The 19439-nt window shown below is 67.9% G+C and carries 15 protein-coding genes and 1 riboswitch; of the genes, 7 read left to right on the top strand and 8 right to left on the bottom strand.

Annotated elements, in window-relative coordinates; all coding sequences use genetic code 11:
- Positions 1 to 78: 78 nt before the first annotated feature.
- The gene (locus FBZ83_RS28465) at positions 79 to 699 is read right to left on the bottom strand and encodes a thiamine phosphate synthase (RefSeq protein ID WP_247888517.1); all 621 of its coding nucleotides are present in this window, start codon (positions 697 to 699) and stop codon (positions 79 to 81) included.
- A 198-nt stretch (positions 700 to 897) separates the two neighbouring features.
- On the opposite strand from FBZ83_RS28465, the gene gcl reads away from it, so the two are divergent.
- From gcl to oxlT (FBZ83_RS28490), 5 genes are all read left to right on the top strand, one after another.
- Positions 898 to 2667, top strand: a complete 1770-nt coding sequence (gcl, locus tag FBZ83_RS28470; RefSeq protein ID WP_145690133.1) for a glyoxylate carboligase — start codon at positions 898 to 900, stop codon at positions 2665 to 2667.
- Between the two features lie 208 nt (positions 2668 to 2875).
- On the top strand, positions 2876 to 3673 hold the full coding sequence (gene hyi, locus FBZ83_RS28475; RefSeq protein ID WP_145690134.1) for a hydroxypyruvate isomerase: 798 nt from the start codon (positions 2876 to 2878) through the stop codon (positions 3671 to 3673).
- Complete coding sequence (gene glxR / locus FBZ83_RS28480) at positions 3670 to 4632, top strand: 2-hydroxy-3-oxopropionate reductase (protein WP_247888519.1); 963 nt, start codon at positions 3670 to 3672, stop codon at positions 4630 to 4632. Before hyi ends, glxR begins: the two co-directional genes overlap by 4 nt.
- 279 nt (positions 4633 to 4911) lie before the next feature.
- On the top strand, positions 4912 to 6174 hold the full coding sequence (locus FBZ83_RS28485; protein ID WP_145690136.1) for a glycerate kinase type-2 family protein: 1263 nt from the start codon (positions 4912 to 4914) through the stop codon (positions 6172 to 6174).
- Between the two features lie 254 nt (positions 6175 to 6428).
- The gene (gene oxlT, locus FBZ83_RS28490; RefSeq protein ID WP_145690137.1) at positions 6429 to 7727 is read left to right on the top strand and encodes an oxalate/formate MFS antiporter; all 1299 of its coding nucleotides are present in this window, start codon (positions 6429 to 6431) and stop codon (positions 7725 to 7727) included.
- A gap of 79 nt (positions 7728 to 7806) precedes the next feature.
- Here the strand turns inward: oxlT (FBZ83_RS28490) and thiC are convergent, their stop codons facing one another.
- Complete coding sequence (gene thiC / locus FBZ83_RS28495) at positions 7807 to 9648, bottom strand: phosphomethylpyrimidine synthase ThiC (protein ID WP_145690138.1); 1842 nt, start codon at positions 9646 to 9648, stop codon at positions 7807 to 7809.
- Between the two features lie 116 nt (positions 9649 to 9764).
- A riboswitch (TPP riboswitch) is annotated at positions 9765 to 9877 on the bottom strand.
- A 206-nt stretch (positions 9878 to 10083) separates the two neighbouring features.
- On the opposite strand from thiC, the gene FBZ83_RS28500 reads away from it, so the two are divergent.
- A complete protein-coding gene (locus FBZ83_RS28500) occupies positions 10084 to 10272 on the top strand; it encodes a hypothetical protein (RefSeq protein ID WP_145690139.1) in 189 nt (62 codons plus the stop codon).
- A gap of 88 nt (positions 10273 to 10360) precedes the next feature.
- On the opposite strand, the gene oxlT (FBZ83_RS28505) is transcribed toward FBZ83_RS28500, so the two are convergent.
- Positions 10361 to 11707: an oxalate/formate MFS antiporter gene (gene oxlT / locus FBZ83_RS28505; protein ID WP_211101711.1), complete on the bottom strand. Its 1347-nt coding sequence runs from the start codon at positions 11705 to 11707 to the stop codon at positions 10361 to 10363.
- Positions 11708 to 12077: 370 nt separating this feature from the next.
- A complete protein-coding gene (locus tag FBZ83_RS28510; protein ID WP_145690140.1) occupies positions 12078 to 13295 on the bottom strand; it encodes an MFS transporter in 1218 nt (405 codons plus the stop codon).
- A 104-nt stretch (positions 13296 to 13399) separates the two neighbouring features.
- On the opposite strand from FBZ83_RS28510, the gene FBZ83_RS28515 reads away from it, so the two are divergent.
- On the top strand, positions 13400 to 14287 hold the full coding sequence (locus FBZ83_RS28515) for a LysR family transcriptional regulator (RefSeq protein ID WP_145690141.1): 888 nt from the start codon (positions 13400 to 13402) through the stop codon (positions 14285 to 14287).
- Positions 14288 to 14562: 275 nt separating this feature from the next.
- Here the strand turns inward: FBZ83_RS28515 and sucD are convergent, their stop codons facing one another.
- The 4 genes from sucD to oxc all read right to left on the bottom strand — a co-directional run.
- Positions 14563 to 15438 (bottom strand): succinate--CoA ligase subunit alpha, encoded by an 876-nt coding sequence (sucD, locus tag FBZ83_RS28520; RefSeq protein ID WP_014241630.1) that lies wholly within the window; start codon positions 15436 to 15438, stop codon positions 14563 to 14565.
- Between the two features lies 1 nt (position 15439).
- Positions 15440 to 16636: an ADP-forming succinate--CoA ligase subunit beta gene (gene sucC, locus FBZ83_RS28525; RefSeq protein ID WP_145690142.1), complete on the bottom strand. Its 1197-nt coding sequence runs from the start codon at positions 16634 to 16636 to the stop codon at positions 15440 to 15442.
- Between the two features lie 234 nt (positions 16637 to 16870).
- On the bottom strand, positions 16871 to 18148 hold the full coding sequence (frc, locus tag FBZ83_RS28530; protein WP_145690143.1) for a formyl-CoA transferase: 1278 nt from the start codon (positions 18146 to 18148) through the stop codon (positions 16871 to 16873).
- Positions 18149 to 18260: 112 nt separating this feature from the next.
- Positions 18261 to 19439, bottom strand: a 1179-nt coding sequence (gene oxc / locus FBZ83_RS28535; RefSeq protein WP_145690144.1) for an oxalyl-CoA decarboxylase, incomplete at its 5' end; no start/stop codon positions are given.

Raw genomic sequence — 19439 nt, forward strand, 5'->3', positions numbered from 1 at the left:
AAGATACCAGATGCATATTTCGGACTGAAAAGTCCAGAACCACGATAAGGAAAGGACGGTTTCGTCCGACCCCGATCCTTACGGTTGTCCAGCTTTCAAGGCCTTGAGCAGACCGGACAGGCTGTCCGGAGCCCGCATCACCGCACCCATGACCGCCACTCCGGCGGCTCCCGCGGCCAGACACTCGCCAATATTGCGCGACTCCGCGCCGCCGAGCGCGATGATCGGCAGGGGAGCCTCCGCGGCCAGGCGTCTCAACCCCTCCGTCCCGAGCGGCGGGCCGTAACCCGGCTTGCTTGGCGACGGAAAGACGGGCGACAGCGTGACGTAGTCCGCCCCGCCGGCCGCGGCCCGGCGAATCCCCTCCGCGTCGTGGGCGGACAGCCCGACCAGGGCGCCGGGGCCGAGGCGCTGCCGTGCCGCCGCCACGTCGGCCCCCTCGGGCAGATGGACCCCGTCCGTCCCCGCGGCCAGCGCCAGATCCGGATCGCCATGCAGCGTGACCAGCGCCCCCCAGGGCCGCGCCCGCTCCACCAGCGCATGCGCCAGGGCGATCTGCCGGGAGTCGTCGAGATCCTTCTCGCGCAGCGACAGCCAGCGCAAGCCCCCGGCGAACAGGCGCGCCGCCAGCTCCGGCAGGGGCTGCGCCGCCTGCCGCCGGTCCGTGATCGCCAGGAGGCGGGGACTCGGAATCGCCATCATCCGCTCACGATGACAGCGCCATCGGGACTGTGCAAGTGCAGCATAATTGTCCGAAGCGCCGTGAAGGACTGCCCCATTCGGCGCGATTTCCATCACGCGGAAAGGATTCGCCAACACTTTGCCAATAGCCGCCCTGCTGATGAAAGCTCAATCCAACGCAACAGCGACCCGTTACGCGAGGGAGGAGACCAAGCCATGGCTAGGATGATGGCGATTGAAGCGGCGGTGCATGTCCTGGAAAAAGAAGGCGTGTCCGTTTGCTTTGGCGTCCCCGGAGCGGCCATCAATCCGTTCTACGCGGCGCTGCAACGCAACGGCCGCATCGGCCACGTTCTTGCGCGCCATGTCGAAGGCGCGTCGCATATGGCCGAAGGCTACACGCGCGCCAAGGCCGGCAACATCGGCGTGTGCATCGGCACCTCCGGCCCCGCCGGCACCGACATGATCACGGGCCTCTATTCGGCCTCCGCCGACTCCATTCCGATCCTGTGCATCACCGGCCAGGCGCCGCGCGCCCGCCTGCACAAGGAGGATTTCCAGGCCGTGGACATCCCGTCCATCGCCAAGCCGGTCGCCAAGTGGGCGGTCACCGTGTTGGAGCCGGGGCAGGTCCCCTACGCCTTCCAGCAGGCCTTCCACCTGATGCGCTCCGGCCGACCCGGCCCGGTGCTGCTCGACCTGCCGATCGACGTGCAGATGGCCGAGATCGAGTTCGATCCCGACGCCTACGAGCCGCTGCCCACCTACAAGCCGGCGGCGACCCGCGCCCAGGTGGAGAAGGCGCTGGCCATGCTGAACGCGGCGGAGCGTCCGCTGCTGGTGGCCGGCGGCGGCATCATCAACGCTGACGCCAGCGACCGCCTGGTCGCGTTCGCCGAGGTCGTCGGCCTGCCGGTCATCCCGACCCTGATGGCCTGGGGCGCCATTCCGGACGACCATCCGCTGATGGCCGGCATGGTCGGCCTGCAGACCGCCCACCGCTACGGCAACGCCGCCATGCTGGCGTCGGACTTCGTGCTGGGCATCGGCAACCGCTGGGCCAACCGCCACACCGGCTCGGTCGACGTCTATACCAAGGGCCGCAAGTTCGTGCATGTGGACATCGAGCCGACCCAGATCGGCCGTGTCTTCGCGCCGGACCTGGGCATCGTGTCCGACGCCGGGGCGGCGCTTGACCTCTTCATCGAGGTGGCGAAGGAGTGGAAGGCCGCCGGCAAGCTGCGCGACTGGTCGGAGTGGGTGAAGACCTGCCAGGTCCGCAAGCGCTCCATGCTGCGCCGGTCGGACTTCGCCAACGTGCCGATCAAGCCGCAGCGCGTCTACCAGGAGATGAACACCGCCTTCGGCGAGGACGTCTGCTACGTCTCGACCATCGGCCTGTCGCAGATCGCCGGCGCGCAGTTCCTGCACGTCTACAAGCCGCGCCATTGGATCAATTGCGGTCAGGCCGGCCCGCTCGGCTGGACCCTGCCGGCGGCGCTCGGCGTGCGGGTGGCCGATCCGAAGCGCAAGATCGTCGCGCTGTCCGGCGACTACGACTTCCAGTTCCTGATCGAGGAGCTGGCGGTGGGGGCGCAGTTCAAGCTGCCCTACATCCATGTCCTGGTGAACAACAGCTACCTCGGGCTGATCCGGCAGGCGCAGCGCGCCTTCCAGATGGACTTCCAGGTCCAGCTCTCGTTCGAGAACATCAACGCCCCGGAGATCGGCGTCTACGGCGTGGACCACGTCGCGGTGGCCGAGGGTCTGGGCTGCAAGGCCATCCGCGTCACCGACCCGGACAACCTGCAATCCGCCTTCGCGCAAGCGCAGCAGTGGATGGACGAGTTCCAGGTCCCCGTGGTCGTCGAGGTCATCCTGGAGCGCGTCACCAACATCGCCATGGGCACGGAGATCAACAACATCACCGAGTTCGAGGACGTGCTGGACGTGCCCGCGGACGAGCCGGAGCTGGTGCGGGTCTGATCGGCACGCCGCGCGCCCAAATCCCCTCCCTCGCGCAGCGGGGGAGGGTCAGGGAGGGGGCAAGCGGCCCGACCAGTTCCACGTTCCCGCAGGGTGAAAAAGCGTCATCCCCGCGTTGACGCCCCCACCGTCACCCTTCGATCCTGACCGCCAACCGGCCAAGCCTGCAACGAACATCCGGCCCGAAACGACCATCCGGGAGAGAGACATGCCCAAGTTCGCCGCCAACCTGACGATGCTCTACAACGAGCTGCCCTTCCTCGATCGCTTCGCCGCGGCGGCGAAGGACGGCTTCACCGGCGTCGAGTATCTGTTCCCCTACGCCTTCGAGAAGGACGCGCTTGTCGAGCGTCTGGCCGCCAACCGGCTGACCCAGGTCCTGCACAACCTGCCGGCGGGCGACTGGGACGCGGGCGAGCGCGGCATCGCCATCCTGCCGGACCGCGTGGGCGAGTTCCAGGACGGGGTGGGCCGCGCCATCGAGTACGCCACGGCGCTGGGCTGCAAGCAGATCAACTGCCTCGCCGGCAAGGCCCCGGCGGGCGTGGCGGCGGACGCGCTGGAGCGCACCTTCGTCGACAACCTGTCCTTCGCCGCCAAGGCGCTGAAGCAGGCCGGCATCCGCTTCCTGATCGAGCCGATCAACACCCGCGACATTCCGGGCTTCCACCTGACCAACACCGCGCAGGCGGAACGGATCCTCGAGGCCGTCGGCTCCGACAACCTCTTCATCCAGTACGACGTCTATCACATGCAGATCATGGAGGGCGATCTCGTCCCGACCATGCAGCGCCTGCTGCCGAAGATCGCGCATGTCCAGATCGCCGACAATCCGGGCCGCAACGAGCCGGGCACCGGCGAGATCAACTACCCCTTCGTCTTCGCGGCGCTCGACCGGATCGGCTACGACGGCTGGGTCGGCTGCGAGTACAAGCCGGCCAAGGGGACCAGCGAGGGGCTGGGCTGGATGCGCGCCGCCACCACCGGCGAGACCGTCGCCGCCTGAGCGCCACCCCATTTCGACCGCCCGAACACAGAAGATTTGAGGACACAGCCATGAACGTTGGATTCATCGGTCTCGGCATCATGGGCCGCCCCATGGCCGGTCATCTGGCCGACGCCGGCCACACCCTGTTCGTCTACGACATCAACCCGGCCCCGGAAGACCTGCTCGCCAAGGGCGTCACCGCCTGCGGCTCCAGCCGCGAGGTGGCGCAGAAGGCCGACATCGTCTTCACGATGGTGCCCGACACCCCCCATGTGCAGGCCGCCCTGTTCGGCCCGAACGGCGTCGCCGAGGGGCTGTCCGCCGGCAAGATCGTGGTGGACATGTCCTCGATCTCCCCGATCGAGACGAAGGCCTTCGCCCAGCGCATCAACGAGCTGGGCTGCGACTACCTCGACGCCCCGGTGTCCGGCGGTGAGGTCGGCGCCAAGGCCGCCTCGCTGACCATCATGGTCGGCGGTCCGGACAAGGCCTTCGAGACGGTGAAGCCGCTGTTCGAGAAGATGGGCAAGAACATCACGCTGGTCGGCGGCAACGGCGACGGTCAGACGACGAAGGTCGCCAACCAGATCGTCGTCGCCCTGACCATCGAGGCGGTGGGCGAAGCCCTGCTGTTCGCGTCCAAGGCCGGCGCCGATCCGGCGAAGGTCCGTCAGGCCCTGATGGGCGGATTCGCCTCCTCGCGCATCCTCGAGGTGCATGGCGAGCGCATGGTCAAGCGCACCTTCGATCCGGGCTTCCGCATCGAGCTGCACCAGAAGGACCTGAACCTCGCCCTGGCCGGCGCCCGTGCGCTCGGCGTGTCGCTGCCCAACACGGCGACCTGCCAGGAGCTGTTCAACGCCTGCGCCGCCCAGGGCGGCAAGGCGTGGGACCACTCCGGCATGGTCCGCGCGCTGGAGCTGCTCGCCAACCACGAGATCGGCCAGAACCACCGCGTGACCGAACCCGCGGAGTGAGGCTGGAGTACTAGCCCCTTCTCCCCTCTGCTCACGCGCAGACGAAGTCTGCGCTGACGCGACAGGCGGACCTCCGGTCCGCCGAAAGGGGGGAGAGGGTTGGGGTGAGGGGGTTGCGCTGCTGCCGGACGTGCCGCCACGGACATCCCCCTCACCCTCCCCTCTCCCCAGAGGGGAGAGGGTAAACATTGCCCCCCGCGCCAAATTCGTTAGCATTCCCAGCACATGAGGACCGGCGCCGGTGAATGGCGCGGCTCAGGGAAGGGACACAACCAGACCATGACGACCACCGATCCCCGCGCGCTTCTGACCGACATGTTCCGCGCCGCCGTCGCCTCGGCGCAGCCGGCGCTGTGCGTGCCGCCGCACCTTCCGGAACCGCCGAAGGGCCGCACGGTCGTCGTCGGCGCTGGCAAGGCCGCGGCCTCGATGGCGAAGGCGGTGGAGGATCACTGGAAGGGTCCGCTGTCCGGTCTGGTCGTCACCCGCTATGGCCACAACGTGCCCTGCGAGCGGATCGAGGTGGTCGAGGCGTCGCACCCCGTCCCCGACGAGGCCGGCCAGCAGGCGGCGAAGCGCATCCTCGACATCGCCGCCTCGCTCGGCCCCGACGACCTGATGCTCTGCCTGATCTCCGGCGGCGGCTCCGCCCTGCTCGCCCTGCCGGCACCGGGCATCTCGATGGCCGACAAGCAGGCGGTGTCCAAGGCGCTGCTCCGTTCCGGCGCGAACATCACCGAGATGAACTGCGTGCGCAAGCACCTGTCCGCGATCAAGGGCGGGCGGCTGGCCGCCGCGACCAAGGCGCGGGTGGTCTCGCTGGTCATCTCCGACGTGCCGGGCGACGACCTGTCGGTGATCGCCTCCGGCCCCACCGTGCCCGACCCGACCAGCTACGCCGACGCTCTGGCCGTGCTGGAGAAGTACGGGATCACCCCGCCGCAGCCGGTCATGGACCATCTGCTGGCCGGCCGCGACGAGAGCCCGAAGCCGGGCGACCCGCGGCTGGAGCGCGTCAGCACGATCCTCGTCGCCACCCCGCAGATGGCGCTGGAGCGCGCGGCGGAGGTCGCCCGCAAGGCCGGCGTCACCCCGGTCATCCTCGGCAACGCGCTGGAGGGCGAGTCGCGCGAGGTGGCGCTCGTCCATGCCGGCATCGCCCGCCAGATCGTCGAGCACGACCAGCCGGCGGCCAAGCCCTGCGTCCTGCTGTCCGGCGGCGAGACCACGGTGACCGTGCGCGGCAAGGGCCGCGGCGGCCGCAACGCCGAATTCCTGCTGGCCCTGACCGTGGCGCTGGACGGCATGAAGGGCGTCCACGCCCTGGCTGCGGACACCGACGGCATCGACGGCACGGAGGACAACGCCGGCGCCCTGCTCACTCCCGACACGCTGGCCCGCGCCGCCGAGGCCGGCGTCAACGCCAAGGAACGGCTGGCCGACAACGACGGCTACAGCTTCTTCAGCGCGCTCGGCGACCTGCTGGTGACCGGACCGACCCTGACCAACGTCAACGACTTCCGCGCGGTTCTGGTCGTGTAAGCGGTGAGGCGCCGCCGGCCGATTTGATATATCACTTACGGCCAGAGCGGCGCCCGCTCACGAAAATTTGTTGATGACTTCACGGATTATCCGCCACACTCACCGTCAAGGCATCACGAATATGGCGTCTGGCATGCCACAGGCATCCAACCGGACAGCCCCGTTCGAAGGATAAAGCGAAGCGGTCGGGCACCCAACGCACCCCGCGCGCGCCAGGACAAGAACGAGATCGCGGACCATCCGGGAGGAACCATATGCGCCAAACCGGTGCGCAAAGCGCCCTGCCTGTCGGCGGGCGTTGGATGCAGTTGCTTGCCGGCGTCATCTGCATGTCGATGATCGCCAATCTCCAGTACGGGTGGACCCTCTTCGTCGAACCCATCGACGACAAGCACGGCTGGGGCCGTGCGGCCATCCAGGTGGCCTTCACCATCTTCATCGTCACCGAAACATGGCTGGTGCCCGTCGAGGGCTGGTTCGTCGACCGCTTCGGCCCGCGGATCGTCGTGCTGTTCGGCTCGCTGCTCTGCGCCGCCTCCTGGGCGCTGAACGCGGTGGCGGACTCGCTGCTCATGCTCTACGTCGCGGCGGCCATCGGCGGCATCGGGGCGGGCGCCGTCTACGGCACCTGCGTGGGCAACGCGCTGAAATGGTTCCCCGACCGGCGCGGTCTGGCGGCCGGGATCACCGCGGCGGGCTTCGGAGCCGGTTCCGCACTGACGGTGGTGCCCATCGCCACGATGATCGAGACCTCGGGCTACGAGGCGACCTTCATGGCCTTCGGGCTGGGCCAGGGTCTGGTGGTCTTCGCGCTCGCCTGGCTGCTGGTCGCCCCGCCCTCCGCTCCCCTCGCCCGCGGCGGCTTCGCCGCCCCGCCCGCACAGCGGCAGTACACGCCGAGCCAGATGGTCCGCACCCCGGTCTTCTGGGTCATGTACGCCATGTTCGTCATGGTGGCCGGCGGCGGGCTGATGGCGACGGCCCAGCTCGGCCCGATCGCCCAGGATTTTGGGCTGGCCCACGCGCCGGTCAGCATCCTCGGCCTGACCCTGCCCGCTTTGACCTTCGCCCTGTCGATCGACCGGGTGCTGAACGGGCTGACCCGCCCCTTCTTCGGCTGGGTGTCCGACCACATCGGGCGCGAGAACACCATGTTCATCGCCTTCGCCATCGAGGCGGTGGGCATCGTCGCGCTCAGCCTCTACGGCCGCGATCCGGTGGCCTTCGTGCTGCTGACCGGTCTGGTCTTCTTCGCCTGGGGCGAGATCTACAGCCTGTTCCCGGCCTGCTGCGCGGACACCTTCGGATCGAAGTTCGCGGCGAGCAACGCCGGGCTGCTCTACACCGCCAAGGGCACGGCGGCGCTGCTGATCCCCTTCGCCAACATCATCGCCGACGCGACGGGAAGCTGGCACGCCGTCTTCCTGCTGGCCGCCGCGGTCAACGCGCTGGCCGCCGTGCTGGCGCTGTTCGTCCTGCGCCCGATGCGCAACCGCATGGCCGCGAAGTCGCTGCCCGCGCCGGCCGCCCGGAGTGCGACGGTCACGCCCTGACGCTCTCTTCCCCTCCCCCCGCGGGAAGGAGCCGAAGCGAGGGGGCGCCCGCGAGGGCGTCCCCTTTTCGATTCGGGGGTCAGTCCGCCGCCTGCCCCTCCTCCAGATAGATCTCCCCACCCTTGGCGCGGAAGCTCTCCGACATCTCGGCCATGCCGGAGTTGGCGTAGTCCCGCACCTCCTGCGTGATCTTCATCGAGCAGAATTTCGGCCCGCACATCGAACAGAAATGCGCGACCTTCGCCCCCTCCGCCGGCAGGGTCTGGTCGTGGAAGCGCTCCGCCGTCTCCGGGTCGAGCGACAGGTGGAACTGGTCGCGCCAGCGGAACTCGAAGCGGGCGCGCGACAGGGCGTCGTCGCGTTCCTGGGCGCCGGGATGGCCCTTGGCGAGGTCGGCGGCGTGGGCGGCGATCTTGTAGGTTACCACGCCCACCTTGACGTCGTCGCGGTCCGGCAGCCCGAGATGCTCCTTCGGCGTGACGTAGCAGAGCATCGCCGTGCCGAACCAGCCGATCATGGCGGCGCCGATGGCGCTGGTGATGTGGTCGTAGCCCGGCGCGATGTCCGTGGTCAGCGGCCCGAGCGTGTAGAAGGGCGCCTCGCCGCACAGCGCCAGCTGCTTGTCGACGTTGGCCTTGATCTTGTGCATGGGCACATGGCCCGGCCCCTCGATCATCACCTGCACGTCGTGCTTCCAGGCGATCTTGGTCAGCTCGCCCAGCGTCTCCAGCTCGGCGAACTGGGCGGCGTCGTTGGCGTCGGCGATGGAGCCGGGACGCAGCCCGTCGCCCAGCGAGAAGGCGACGTCGTACGCCTTCATGATCTCGCAGATCTCCTCGAACCGCTCGTAGAGGAAGCTCTCGCGGTGGTGGGACAGGCACCATTTCGCCATGATCGAGCCGCCGCGCGACACGATGCCGGTGGTGCGCTTCGCGGTCAGCGGGATGTGCGCCAGACGGATGCCGGCGTGGATGGTGAAATAGTCCACCCCCTGCTCCGCCTGCTCGATCAGCGTGTCGCGGAAGATCTCCCAGGTCAAGTCCTCGGCCTTGCCGCCCACCTTCTCCAGCGCCTGATAGATCGGCACGGTGCCGATGGGGACCGGGCTGTTGCGCAGGATCCATTCGCGGGTGGTGTGGATGTTGCGGCCGGTGGACAGGTCCATCACGGTGTCCGCCCCCCAACGGATCGACCAGACCATCTTGTCGACCTCCTCCCCCACCGAGGACGCGACGGCGGAGTTGCCGATGTTCGCGTTGATCTTGGTGAGGAAGTTTCGGCCGATGATCATCGGCTCCGATTCGGGGTGGTTGATGTTCGACGGGATGATCGCCCTCCCGCGCGCCACCTCGTCGCGGACGAACTCCGGGGTCACATGGTCGGGGATGGAGGCGCCGAAGTCGTCACCGTCCCGCGCCGCCGCCTCGGCCAGCCGCTGGCGGCCCAGATTCTCGCGGACGGCGATGTACTCCATCTCCGGCGTGACAATGCCGGCGCGGGCGTAGGCCATCTGCGTGACCGTCCGGCCCGGCTTGCCGCGCAGCGGACGGCGCCCGGCACGGTCGAAGACGGGCACGGCGCGCGTCTCGCCGACGCGAAGCCCGTCGTCCTCCGGACGGACCTCGCGGCCCTCATAGGCCTCGACGTCGCCGCGGGCCTCGATCCAGGAGCGGCGCAGCTCCGCCAGGCCGCGGCGGATGTCGGTCTGCACGGCGGGATCGCTGTAGGGGCCAGAGGTGTCGTAGACGCGCACCGGCGGCTCGCCGCCGCCGACATGGATGTCGCGCATCGCCACGCGCAGGTCGGGGAAGCGTTCCCCGGCCACATGGACCTTGCTGGACGACGGCAGCGGGCCGGTCGTCACCGAGAAATGGTCGGACGGCGCGGCGTCTTTCGAAGCGGGGGGAAGAGTGTCGGGCATCTGCTGTGGATCTCCATCGCACATAGGATCGTTGGAGACCCGGGTGTGACGGAGCGGCAGAACGGACGACCGGAGCGGTCCCCATAGAGGGGTGCGCGATGGGGGTGCGCGTGACCGTGGCCCGTTTGTTCCTGTCCCTACGCCGGTACGACCCGGATCAGGTTCAAAGGGTTCGGCGCCTTACGGCATCATCTCAGCCCCGTGCTATGGGGCTCCCCTTGGAACGTCGCCATGCTGAACGATCCGCCCCACCCACGTCAATGCGAATCACGGCGCGATTCACGGCGAATCCCACCCGATCAATGCAAGCGACGCGATTTTGGTATCCATTATCTGGTATACAAAATCCTATTGCGCAGCCTGAGCCGGGCCGCTACGATGCATCACAACAACAAAAAGCAACGCCCCCCCTCCCGAGAGCCCGGAGCCCATCCCATGCTCGAATCCCAATTGATCGCCTTCGTCGCTCTGGCCGGCCTGATGGGCCACGGCCTGACCCTGCTGATGCGGGAGGACGACGAGTGGAGTGCCGATCCGCAGGACGAGCAGCCGGATGGCCTCTGGTCGTCGGACCGCTTCAACCAGTCCGGCGAGGGCCACAACCGTCCCTTCTTCCTGGAATGAAAAAAAGGCCGCCGCGCGGGGTGCGCGCGGCGGCCGTCATCCGAGATAAAGTCGTCCGAGATACGAAACCTGGAGCTTCGCGGGCCGATCAGTGGCCGGGCTGCACCGCCAGCCCACCCGTGCCCTGCTGGGCGGCGAGTTCGGCGTTTCGGGCATGGTGCTTGCGCAACATGGGCCGCAGGACCGCGATGGCGCAGAAGGCCGCGATGAGGTCCATGGTGGCGCAGATGTAGAGCACGGTCGCCCAGGTGCCGGTGGCTTCCATCAGCAGGTTGCCCAGCGGGACCAGCAGCGCCGCGACGCCCTTGGCACAGTACAGCACGCCGTAGATCTTCGCCGCATGCTTGGTGCCGAAGGTGTCCGCCGAGGTGGCGCTGAACAGGCTGTACACTTCGCCCCAGGCCAGGAACACCAGACCCGACAGGATCAGGAACATGATCGGGTCGTGGCCGAAGCGGCTGAGCATCAGGATGCCGAGGCCTTCGAAGGTGAAGGCGATGAACATCGTCGCTTCACGGCCGATGTGGTCGGAGACGAAGCCGAACAGCGGACGGGAGATGCCGTTCATCACGCGGTCGAGCATCAGCGCGAAGGGCAGAGCCGCCATGGTGATGCCGAACAGGCTGATCGGGGCTTCCTTCACGCCCAGATCGTGGGCGATCACGCCGAGCTGGGCCACCGCCATCAGACCGCCGGAGACGGTGCAGATGAACATCAGCATCATGACCCAGAACACCGGCGTCTGCAGCGCTTCCTTCAGCGTGTAGTCGCGGCGGGACTGCAGGACCTTGGTCGAGGCCTTGACCTGATCCTTCTGCGGGGCGCGCAGGAAGTAGGCGGCGATGAGGATGATCGTGCCCTGCAGCAGGCCGAACCAGAAGAAGGTCGCCTGATAGCCCGAGGAGTGGATCATGTTGGCGATCGGCAGGATGGTCACGGCCGAACCGGCGCCGTAGCCGCCCGCGGTCAGGCCGACGGCGAGGCCGCGCTTGTCCGGGAACCACTTCAGGGCGCTGTTGACGCAGGTGGCGTAGACGCAGCCGACGCCGATGCCGCCGATGGCCGAACCGACATAGAGCATGCCGAGCGAGCCGGCGTAGCTGTCGACGATCCAGGAGAGGCCGGTCATCACGCCGCCGAAGGCGACGATGGCGCGGGGGCCGTAACGGTCGATGAAGTAGCCTTCGATGGGGGTCAGCCAGGTCTGGACGACGACGAAGACGGTGAAGGCGGTCTGGATCGAAGCGCGGGTCCAGCCATGGGTGGCCTGGATTTCCGGCACGAACAGCGTCCAGGCGTACTGGATGTTGGCCGCGGCCACCATGCAGACAATGCCGACGACGATCTGCATCCAGCGCGCGCCGTCGGAGATGGGCGCCTGCGAGCCGCCGGAACTGTTAAAAGCTGGCCTCTGGGATTCTGTCGATCCAACCATCATTCCCTCCCGTGGGATTGCGACGCTTTGATACCGGGCATGAGGGTCCCCTTGAGCCGGCGAGGCGGTGTCCGAGCGAGCGTCCGCATCGCCGCGTCATGGGCGGCCTTGTTCCGTGCCGATGTGAGTCATGGTTCAATGATGAGCTGGAGAGCCGGTCTCGCCGTCCCTGCGTTCGTGGCGCTCCAGATACGGCATATGGTATGCCAGAGACACGATTGTTGGCAACACGAACTTTTGGCGTGTTGCGCTTTTCATCCAAAAATTTTTCGGGCTTTCGAAAACCGGATCGTCGGCAGGGGTGGCCCCGCCCGAAAGGCGGGACCCGTCGGCACTCTGCGCAATCGCGGAAGGGAGGGGGCGAACGGCCTCAGGCGGCCGCGGAGGCGGCGCGGGACGAGGCGGTGACGGCGAGCGCCGCAATGGCCGCCGCCAGCGGCACGAAGGACACCCACAGCACCGAATCCCAACCGAAGGCGGCCAGCAGCCCGCCCGACGCGAAGGACCCCACCGCCATCGTGCCGAACACGATGAAGTCGTTGAGCGACTGCACCTGGGTCTTCTCCTCCGGCCGATGGCACTCCAGAACGAGGGCGGAGGCTCCGAGGAAGCCGAAGTTCCAGCCGACACCCAGCAGGATCAGGCTGACCCAGAAATGCGTCACGTCGACGCCGCCCAGCCCCACCACGGCGGAGGCGGCGATCAGGCCCAGTCCGGCGAACACGATGCGCGACGCGCCGAACCGCTCGACCAGACGCCCGGTGACGAAGCTCGGGGCGTACATGGCGATGACGTGCCATTGCAGGCCGAGGTTGGACGCCTCCTGCGACAGGCCGCACAGCCGCATCGCCAGCGGGGCGGCCGTCATGATGAAGTTCATCAGAAGATAGGAGACGACTCCGCACAGCGCGGCGGTGATGAATCGCGGCTGGCGCACGATGACGCCGAGCGGGCGGCCTCCGGCGGCCTCGGCGGCGGTTGGCATAGGCAGCCGCACGCCGGCCAGCACCAGCGCGGACAGCGCCGCCACGGCGGCCTGGGCGAGGAAGGTCGCCAGGAACAGGTGCGGCGGCCAGACGTCCATCGTGAAAGTGACGAGCTGCGGCCCGATGACCCCGGCGAACACCCCCCCAGCCATCACCGCCGACATGGCCCGCGGGCGCCGTTCCGGTTCGACGCAATCGGTCGCGGCAAAGCGGAAGGACAGGACCACGGCGGCGTAGGCGCCGCCGGGAATCATCGACGCGCAGAACAGCCAGAAAGACCCCAAAAGCACCGCCAGGGCGGACAGCAGACCGACGAGCACGCCGCAGCCGGTCCCCACCAGGAAGGCGGCGCGCCGCCCGTGCCGCCGCGCGATGGCCCCGGCGGGAATGGTGCAGACCGCCATGCCCACGACGAAGATGGAGAGCGGCAGCGTGGCGAGTGCCGGGCTCGGCGCCAGCGTGTTCCCGACGATGGCCCCCGTCGCGTAGACGACCACCGCGTTGGCGCCGGCCAGCGCCTGCGCGGTCGCCAGCCGCAGAACGTTCGCCGTCCCGTGAGGGTAAAGGCCCTGTGCATGAGGGGTGGGGTCGGCTTGGCTCATATCGGTGTCCGGGAATCGTTCGGTGACGGTTGCCCCACACCTACCGACCCGCCATCATGAATGAAAATGGTATTTTCTCATGATTGGATGAATGGGGATCATGAATGCTTGACCGCCAGATTCTCGCGATCCTGCGGGAGGTGGATCGGGCGGGCAGCGTCACCGCCGCCGCCGAACGCCTGAATCTCAGCCAGTCGGCGCTGAGCCACACGGTGCGCAAGTTCGAGGAGCGCTGCGGCGTGGAGATCTGGATGAAGAAGGGGCGCAGCCTCCGTTTCACCCAGGCCGGGCAGCATCTTTTGTCGCTGGCGCAGCGCCTGTTGCCGCAGTTCGAGCACGCCGAACGGGCTCTTGCCGACTTCGCGTCGGGGCGCCGCGGGGCCTTCCGGGTGGGCATGGAATGCCATCCCTGCCAGGCTTGGCTGATGCGGATGACCGCCCGCTACCTCACGCAATGGCCGGACGTGGAATTCGAGGTCCGCACCGCCTTCCGCTTCGATGGCCTGGGCGCGTTGCTCGACAACGAGATCGATCTGCTGATCACACCCGACCCCATCGAAACCCCCGACGTGCTGTTCACGCCGGTCTTCGACTATGAGTTGGTCCTCGTGGTCCATGAGACGCATCCGCTTGCCGCGCGCGGCGTGGCGCGTCCCGAGGACCTGCGCGCGGAGGAGCTGATCACCGTCCCGGTCGGCCTGGAGCGGCTGGACGTCTACACCCGCTTCCTCGTCCCGGCGCACTGCCGGCCACTCCGCCACAAGACGGCGGAGACGACCGACCTGATGCTCCAGCTCGTCGCCGCCCGGCGCGGGGTCACCGTCCTGCCGGACTGGCTGGTGCGGGAGGACGGCGCCGGCCTGCCCGTCCGCTGCGTGCGGCTGGGGAACGAAGGGATCGGCAAGAGCATTCATCTCGGCGTCCGCCGCGGCGAGGAGAGCGTGGATTACATCGCCGGCTTCCTTGCCCTCGCGCGGGCACCGGATCAATAAGCAAGTGAGCAAAAAATGGCCGTGCTGTTTCCAGCACGGCCAGTGATTTCGAGAGGCTCGCATAAATGCAGAGCAACAACCCGCCCGATACAAAGGGTGAAGCACCCTGTGCAAGACCAAGATGACTGGTCAGACCACTCGCCGCAATCCCTCATTTTTAGCTTTCCACATTGCGGAAACAGCCCCCTTCCCTGACCGAATACACAACAAAGAAGACCGCGCCGTTGCCGGCGCGGCCAGTCACTTCGGGGAAACACCACTGCGAAGAAAACAGATCAGCCCTTGAAGACCTTGAGCATGGTGGAGCCCAGGCTCGCGGGGCTGTCGGCGACGGCGATGCCGACGGACTTCATGAACTCGATCTTGAAGTCCGCGGTGTCGTTGCCGCCGGAGATCACCGCGCCGGCGTGGCCCATGCGGCGGCCCGGAGGCGCGGTGCGTCCGGCGATGAAGCCGACGACCGGCTTCTTGGTCCCGGAGTCGCGGATGAACTCCGCGCCCTTGACCTCGGCGTCGCCGCCGATCTCGCCGATCATGATGATGCCCTCGGTCTCCGGGTCCTTCAGGAACAGCTCCAGGCTGTCCACGAAGTTCGTCCCGTTCACCGGGTCGCCGCCGATGCCGATGCAGGTCGTCTGGCCCAGACCCGCCGCGGTGGTCTGCGCCACCGCCTCGTAGGTCAGCGTGCCCGAGCGCGAGACGATGCCGATCTTGCCGCGCTTGTGGATGTGGCCGGGCATGATGCCGATCTTGCACTCGTCGGGCGTGATGATGCCCGGGCAGTTCGGCCCGATCAGGCGGGTCTTGGAATTGCCCAGCGCCCGCTTGACGCGCACCATGTCGAGCACCGGGATGCCCTCGGTGATGCACACCACCAGCGGGATCTCGGCGTCGATCGCCTCCAGGATGGCGTCGGCCGCGAAGGGCGGCGGCACGTAGATCACCGACGCGTTGGCGCCGGTCTTCTCGACCGCGTCGGCCACCGTGTCGAAGACCGGCAGGTCGAGGTGCTTGGTGCCGCCCTTGCCCGGGGTGACGCCGCCGACCATCTTGGTGCCGTAGGCGATCGCCTGCTCGGAATGGAAGGTGCCCTGGGCTCCGGTGAAGCCCTGGCAGATCACCTTCGTGTTCTTATCGACGAGAACAGCCATCTTACGCGGCCTCCTTCACGGCCTTGACCACCTTGTCGGCGGCGTCGGCGAGGTTGTCGGCCGAGAGGATCGGCAGTCCGGACTCGGCAAGGATCTTCTTGCCCAACTCGACGTTCGTGCCTTCCAGACGCACGACCAGAGGCACATGCAGCTTCACGTCGCGGGCCGCCGTGACGACGCCTTCGGCGATGACGTCGCAGCGCATGATGCCGCCGAAGATGTTGACCAGGATGCCTTCGACGTTCGGGTCGGAGAGGATCAGCTTAAAGGCCGCGGTGACGCGCTCCTTGGTGGCGCCGCCGCCGACATCGAGGAAGTTGGCCGGCTCGCCGCCGTACAGCTTGATGATGTCCATGGTGCCCATCGCCAGGCCGGCGCCGTTGACCATGCAGCCGATGTTGCCGTCCAGCTTGACGTAGTTCAGGTCATGCTTGGCGGCTTCGACCTCGGCCGGGTCCTCCTCGGCGACGTCGCGCAGCTCGGCCACGTTCTTGTGGCGGAACAGGGCGTTGTCGTCGAAGGCCATCTTGGCGTCGAGCGCCAGGATCTCGCCCGAACCGGTGACGATCAGCGGGTTGATCTCGACGATCGCGCAGTCCAGCTCGGTGAAGGCGCGGTACATGGCGGTCAGGAACTTCGCCGCCGCCCCGACCTGCTTGCCTTCGAGGCCGAGGGCGAAGGCAACCTTGCGGGTGTGGTAGCCCTGGATGCCGGTGGCCGGATCGACGGCGACCTTGACGATCTTCTCCGGCGTGTTGTGGGCGACCTCCTCGATCTCCATGCCGCCCTCGGTGGACGCCATGATGGTGACGCGGCCGGTGGCGCGGTCGACGAGCATGCCGAGATACAGCTCGCGCTTGATGTCGGCGCCCTCCTCGACGTAGAGGCGCTTGACCTCGCGGCCGTCCGGGCCGGTCTGCTTGGTGACCAGCACATGGCCCAGCATCTCGGCGGCGTTCTTGCCGACCTCCTCGATGGACTTGACGACGCGGACGCCGCCCTTGCCCTCGGGGTTGTCCTTGAAGCGGCCGGCGCCGCGGCCGCCCGCGTGGATCTGCGACTTCACGACCCACACCGGGCCACCCAGCTCGCGGGCGACGGTCTCGGCCTCCTCGGGAGAGAACGCGACGCCGCCGCGGGGCACCGCGACGCCGTACGTCTTCAGCAGGCCCTTGGCCTGATACTCATGGATGTTCATGGCTGTCTTCGGGTGTTTAAAATGGAAGGGTGCGGGGCGCAGGCCGGCATCGGCGCTGACGCTTTCCGCGCCGGCACCCTGCGTCCTGTGCTGAATCCGTGGAAGAATAACGGTGTGAGCCTGCGGCTCACCGGATGTGTGCGTCAACGTCCCCGCTCTTCGGGACTGCGTGCGCCTGTTATCCGTGCTGCATGGAGCGGGCGTCCCGTCGGGACGCCCCTGCCACGGCTGTCTTTACTCGGCGGCCATGCGGGGAACGATCAGCCCCAGCGCGCCGCTGTCGCGGACCTCGCCGATGCGGCGTTCGTCGAAGCCGAGCACCTCGCGCAGGATCTCGTCGGTGTGCTCGCCCAGCAGCGGGGAGCGGGTGACCTCGGTCGGGCTGTCCGACAGCTTGATCGGGTTGCCGACCGTCAGGTACTTGCCGCGCGTCGGGTGATCGACCTCGACGATGGTGCCGGTCTCGCGCAGCGACTGGTCCTCCGCCAGCTCCTTCATCGACAGGATGGGGCCGCAGGGGATGTCGTACTTGTTCAGGATCTCCATGACCTCGAACTTCGTCTTGGTCATGGTCCATTCTTCGACGGTCGCGAAGATGTCCTTCAGGCGCGGCAGGCGCGCGGCGGGCGTCGCGTAATCCGGATCGGTGACCCACTCCGGCTTGCCGATGACGTCGCAGATCTTCGCCCAGACCGGCGCCTGGGTGATGAAGTAGATGTAGGCGTTGGGATCGGTCTCCCAGCCCTTGCACTTCAGAATCCAGCCCGGCTGGCCACCTCCCGAGGCGTTGCCGGCGCGCGGCACGGTGTCGCCGAACTCGCCGTTCGGGTACTGCGGGTACTCTTTCAGCGGGCCGCGCTCCAGCCGCTGCTGGTCGCGCAGCTTGACGCGGCAGAGGTTCAGCACGGCGTCCTGCATGGCCGCCAGCACCTTCTGGCCGCGCCCGGTCTGGGTGCGCTGGTAGAGCGCCGTCACGATGCCCAGCGCCAGATGCAGGCCGGTGCCGCTGTCGCCGATCTGGGCGCCGGTGACCATCGGCGGGCCGTCGTCGAAGCCGGTCGTCGAGGCCGAGCCGCCGGCGCACTGCGCGACGTTCTCATAGACCTTGCAGTCCTCGTACGGGCCGGGGCCGAAGCCCTTGACCGAGGCGACGATGATGCGGGGGTTCAGCTCCTGGATGCGCTCCCAGGTCAGGCCCATGCGCTCGAGAACGCCGGGGGCGAAATTCTCGACCATCACGTCGCAGATGCGCACCAGATCCTCCAGGACGCGCTTGCCGTCCGGGTTCTTGGTGTCCAGCGTGATGGACCGCTTGTTGTGGTTGAGCATGGTGAAGTAGAGGCTGTCGGCCTCGGGCACGTCACGCAGCTGGCCGCGCGTGATGTCGCCCTCGCCCGGACGCTCGACCTTGATGACGTCGGCGCCGAACCACGCCAGAAGCTGCGTGCAGGTCGGACCCGACTGAACGTGGGTAAAGTCCAGAACCCGCACGCCTTCAAGAGCTTTTCCCATCGTCGTTCCTCCCGGTGGTGCTCTGTGTCTGAAAAGGGCGGCCCCACCCCTCGCTGGCAGGGCCGCCCGGCCTGGAACCGGAGAACCGGCGTCCTTGGTTACCGCTCGATCGTCAGGTCTTTGGACCCTTGCGGACGGCGCTGGTGGGGTTGAGGCTGCCGATGTTGCCGCTCTCCGACCCGGCGTTGGGGTCGATCACCGCGTTGATCAGCGTCGGCCGGCCGCTGTCCATCGCCGCGCTGACCGCGCGGTACAGCTCGTCCGGCGTCGTCACGTTGACGCCATCGCCGCCGAAGGCCTCCATCATCTTGTCGTAGCGCGAGTCCGGAACGAAGACCATCGGCGACGGGTCCGACCCGCCCGTCGGGTTCACGTCCGTCCCCTTGTAGATGCCGTTGTTGTTGAACACCACGATGCACACCGGCAGGTTGTAGCGGCAGATCGTCTCCACCTCCATGCCCGAGAAGCCGAAGGCGCTGTCGCCCTCGACCGCCAGGACCGGCTTGCCCGACTCCACAGCCGCCGCCACCGCGAAGCCCATGCCGATGCCCATCACGCCCCAGGTCCCGACGTCCAGGCGCTTGCGCGGCTGGTGCATGTCGATGATCCCGCGCGCCAGGTCCAGCGTGTTGGCCCCCTCGTTCACCAGCAGAGCGTCGGGTCGCTCCTGCACCACCCGGCGCAGCGCGCCCAGCGCCCCGTGGAAGTTCATCGGCGAGGCGTTGCTCATCAGCTTGGGCGCCATCTTGGCGATGTTCGCCTCCTTGCGCGCCGCCACCGCCCCCGTCCACTCCGCCGGCGGCGGCGTCCAGCCCTTGGCCATGCCCGCCGTCAGCGCCGACACGCACGACCCGATGTCGCCGACCAGCGGCGCCACGATCGCCACGTTGCTGTCCATCTCGCGCGGCTCGATGTCGATCTGGATGAAGGTCTTCGACCCCGGCTCGCCCCACGTCTTGCCCTTGCCGTGCGACAGCAGCCAGTTCAGACGCGCGCCGACCAGGACCACCACGTCGGCGTCCTTCAGCACCATCGAGCGCGCCGCCCCCGCCGACTGCGGGTGGGTGTCGGGCAGCAGCCCCTTGGCCATGCTCATCGGCAGGAACGGGATGCCGCTCTTCTCGACCAGCTCGCGCACCGCCTCGTCGGCCTGCGCGTAGGCGGCACCCTTGCCCAGGATGATCAGCGGCCGCTTAGCGCCCTTCAGCACCTCCAGGGCGCGCGACACCGAGTCCGGCGAGGGCAGCTGCGCCGGGGCGGCGTCGACCACCTTGACCAGCGAGCGCGCGCC

Origin of the sequence: Azospirillum brasilense (assembly GCF_007827815.1) — a bacterium.
In the GTDB taxonomy this organism is placed as follows: domain Bacteria; phylum Pseudomonadota; class Alphaproteobacteria; order Azospirillales; family Azospirillaceae; genus Azospirillum; species Azospirillum brasilense_C.

Excerpts from the sequence above, each read along its gene's own strand:
- FBZ83_RS28465 (WP_247888517.1), bottom strand. The coding sequence starts at position 699 with ATGGCGATTCCGAGTCCCCGCCTCCTGGCGATCACGGACCGGCGGCAG.
- gcl (WP_145690133.1), top strand. The coding sequence starts at position 898 with ATGGCTAGGATGATGGCGATTGAAGCGGCGGTGCATGTCCTGGAAAAA.
- hyi (WP_145690134.1), top strand. The coding sequence starts at position 2,876 with ATGCCCAAGTTCGCCGCCAACCTGACGATGCTCTACAACGAGCTGCCC.
- FBZ83_RS28485 (WP_145690136.1), top strand. The coding sequence starts at position 4,912 with ATGACGACCACCGATCCCCGCGCGCTTCTGACCGACATGTTCCGCGCC.
- oxlT (WP_145690137.1), top strand. The coding sequence starts at position 6,429 with ATGCGCCAAACCGGTGCGCAAAGCGCCCTGCCTGTCGGCGGGCGTTGG.
- thiC (WP_145690138.1), bottom strand. The coding sequence starts at position 9,648 with ATGCCCGACACTCTTCCCCCCGCTTCGAAAGACGCCGCGCCGTCCGAC.
- FBZ83_RS28500 (WP_145690139.1), top strand. The coding sequence starts at position 10,084 with ATGCTCGAATCCCAATTGATCGCCTTCGTCGCTCTGGCCGGCCTGATG.
- oxlT (WP_211101711.1), bottom strand. The coding sequence starts at position 11,707 with ATGGTTGGATCGACAGAATCCCAGAGGCCAGCTTTTAACAGTTCCGGC.
- FBZ83_RS28510 (WP_145690140.1), bottom strand. The coding sequence starts at position 13,295 with ATGAGCCAAGCCGACCCCACCCCTCATGCACAGGGCCTTTACCCTCAC.
- FBZ83_RS28515 (WP_145690141.1), top strand. The coding sequence starts at position 13,400 with ATGCTTGACCGCCAGATTCTCGCGATCCTGCGGGAGGTGGATCGGGCG.
- sucD (WP_014241630.1), bottom strand. The coding sequence starts at position 15,438 with ATGGCTGTTCTCGTCGATAAGAACACGAAGGTGATCTGCCAGGGCTTC.
- sucC (WP_145690142.1), bottom strand. The coding sequence starts at position 16,636 with ATGAACATCCATGAGTATCAGGCCAAGGGCCTGCTGAAGACGTACGGC.
- frc (WP_145690143.1), bottom strand. The coding sequence starts at position 18,148 with ATGGGAAAAGCTCTTGAAGGCGTGCGGGTTCTGGACTTTACCCACGTT.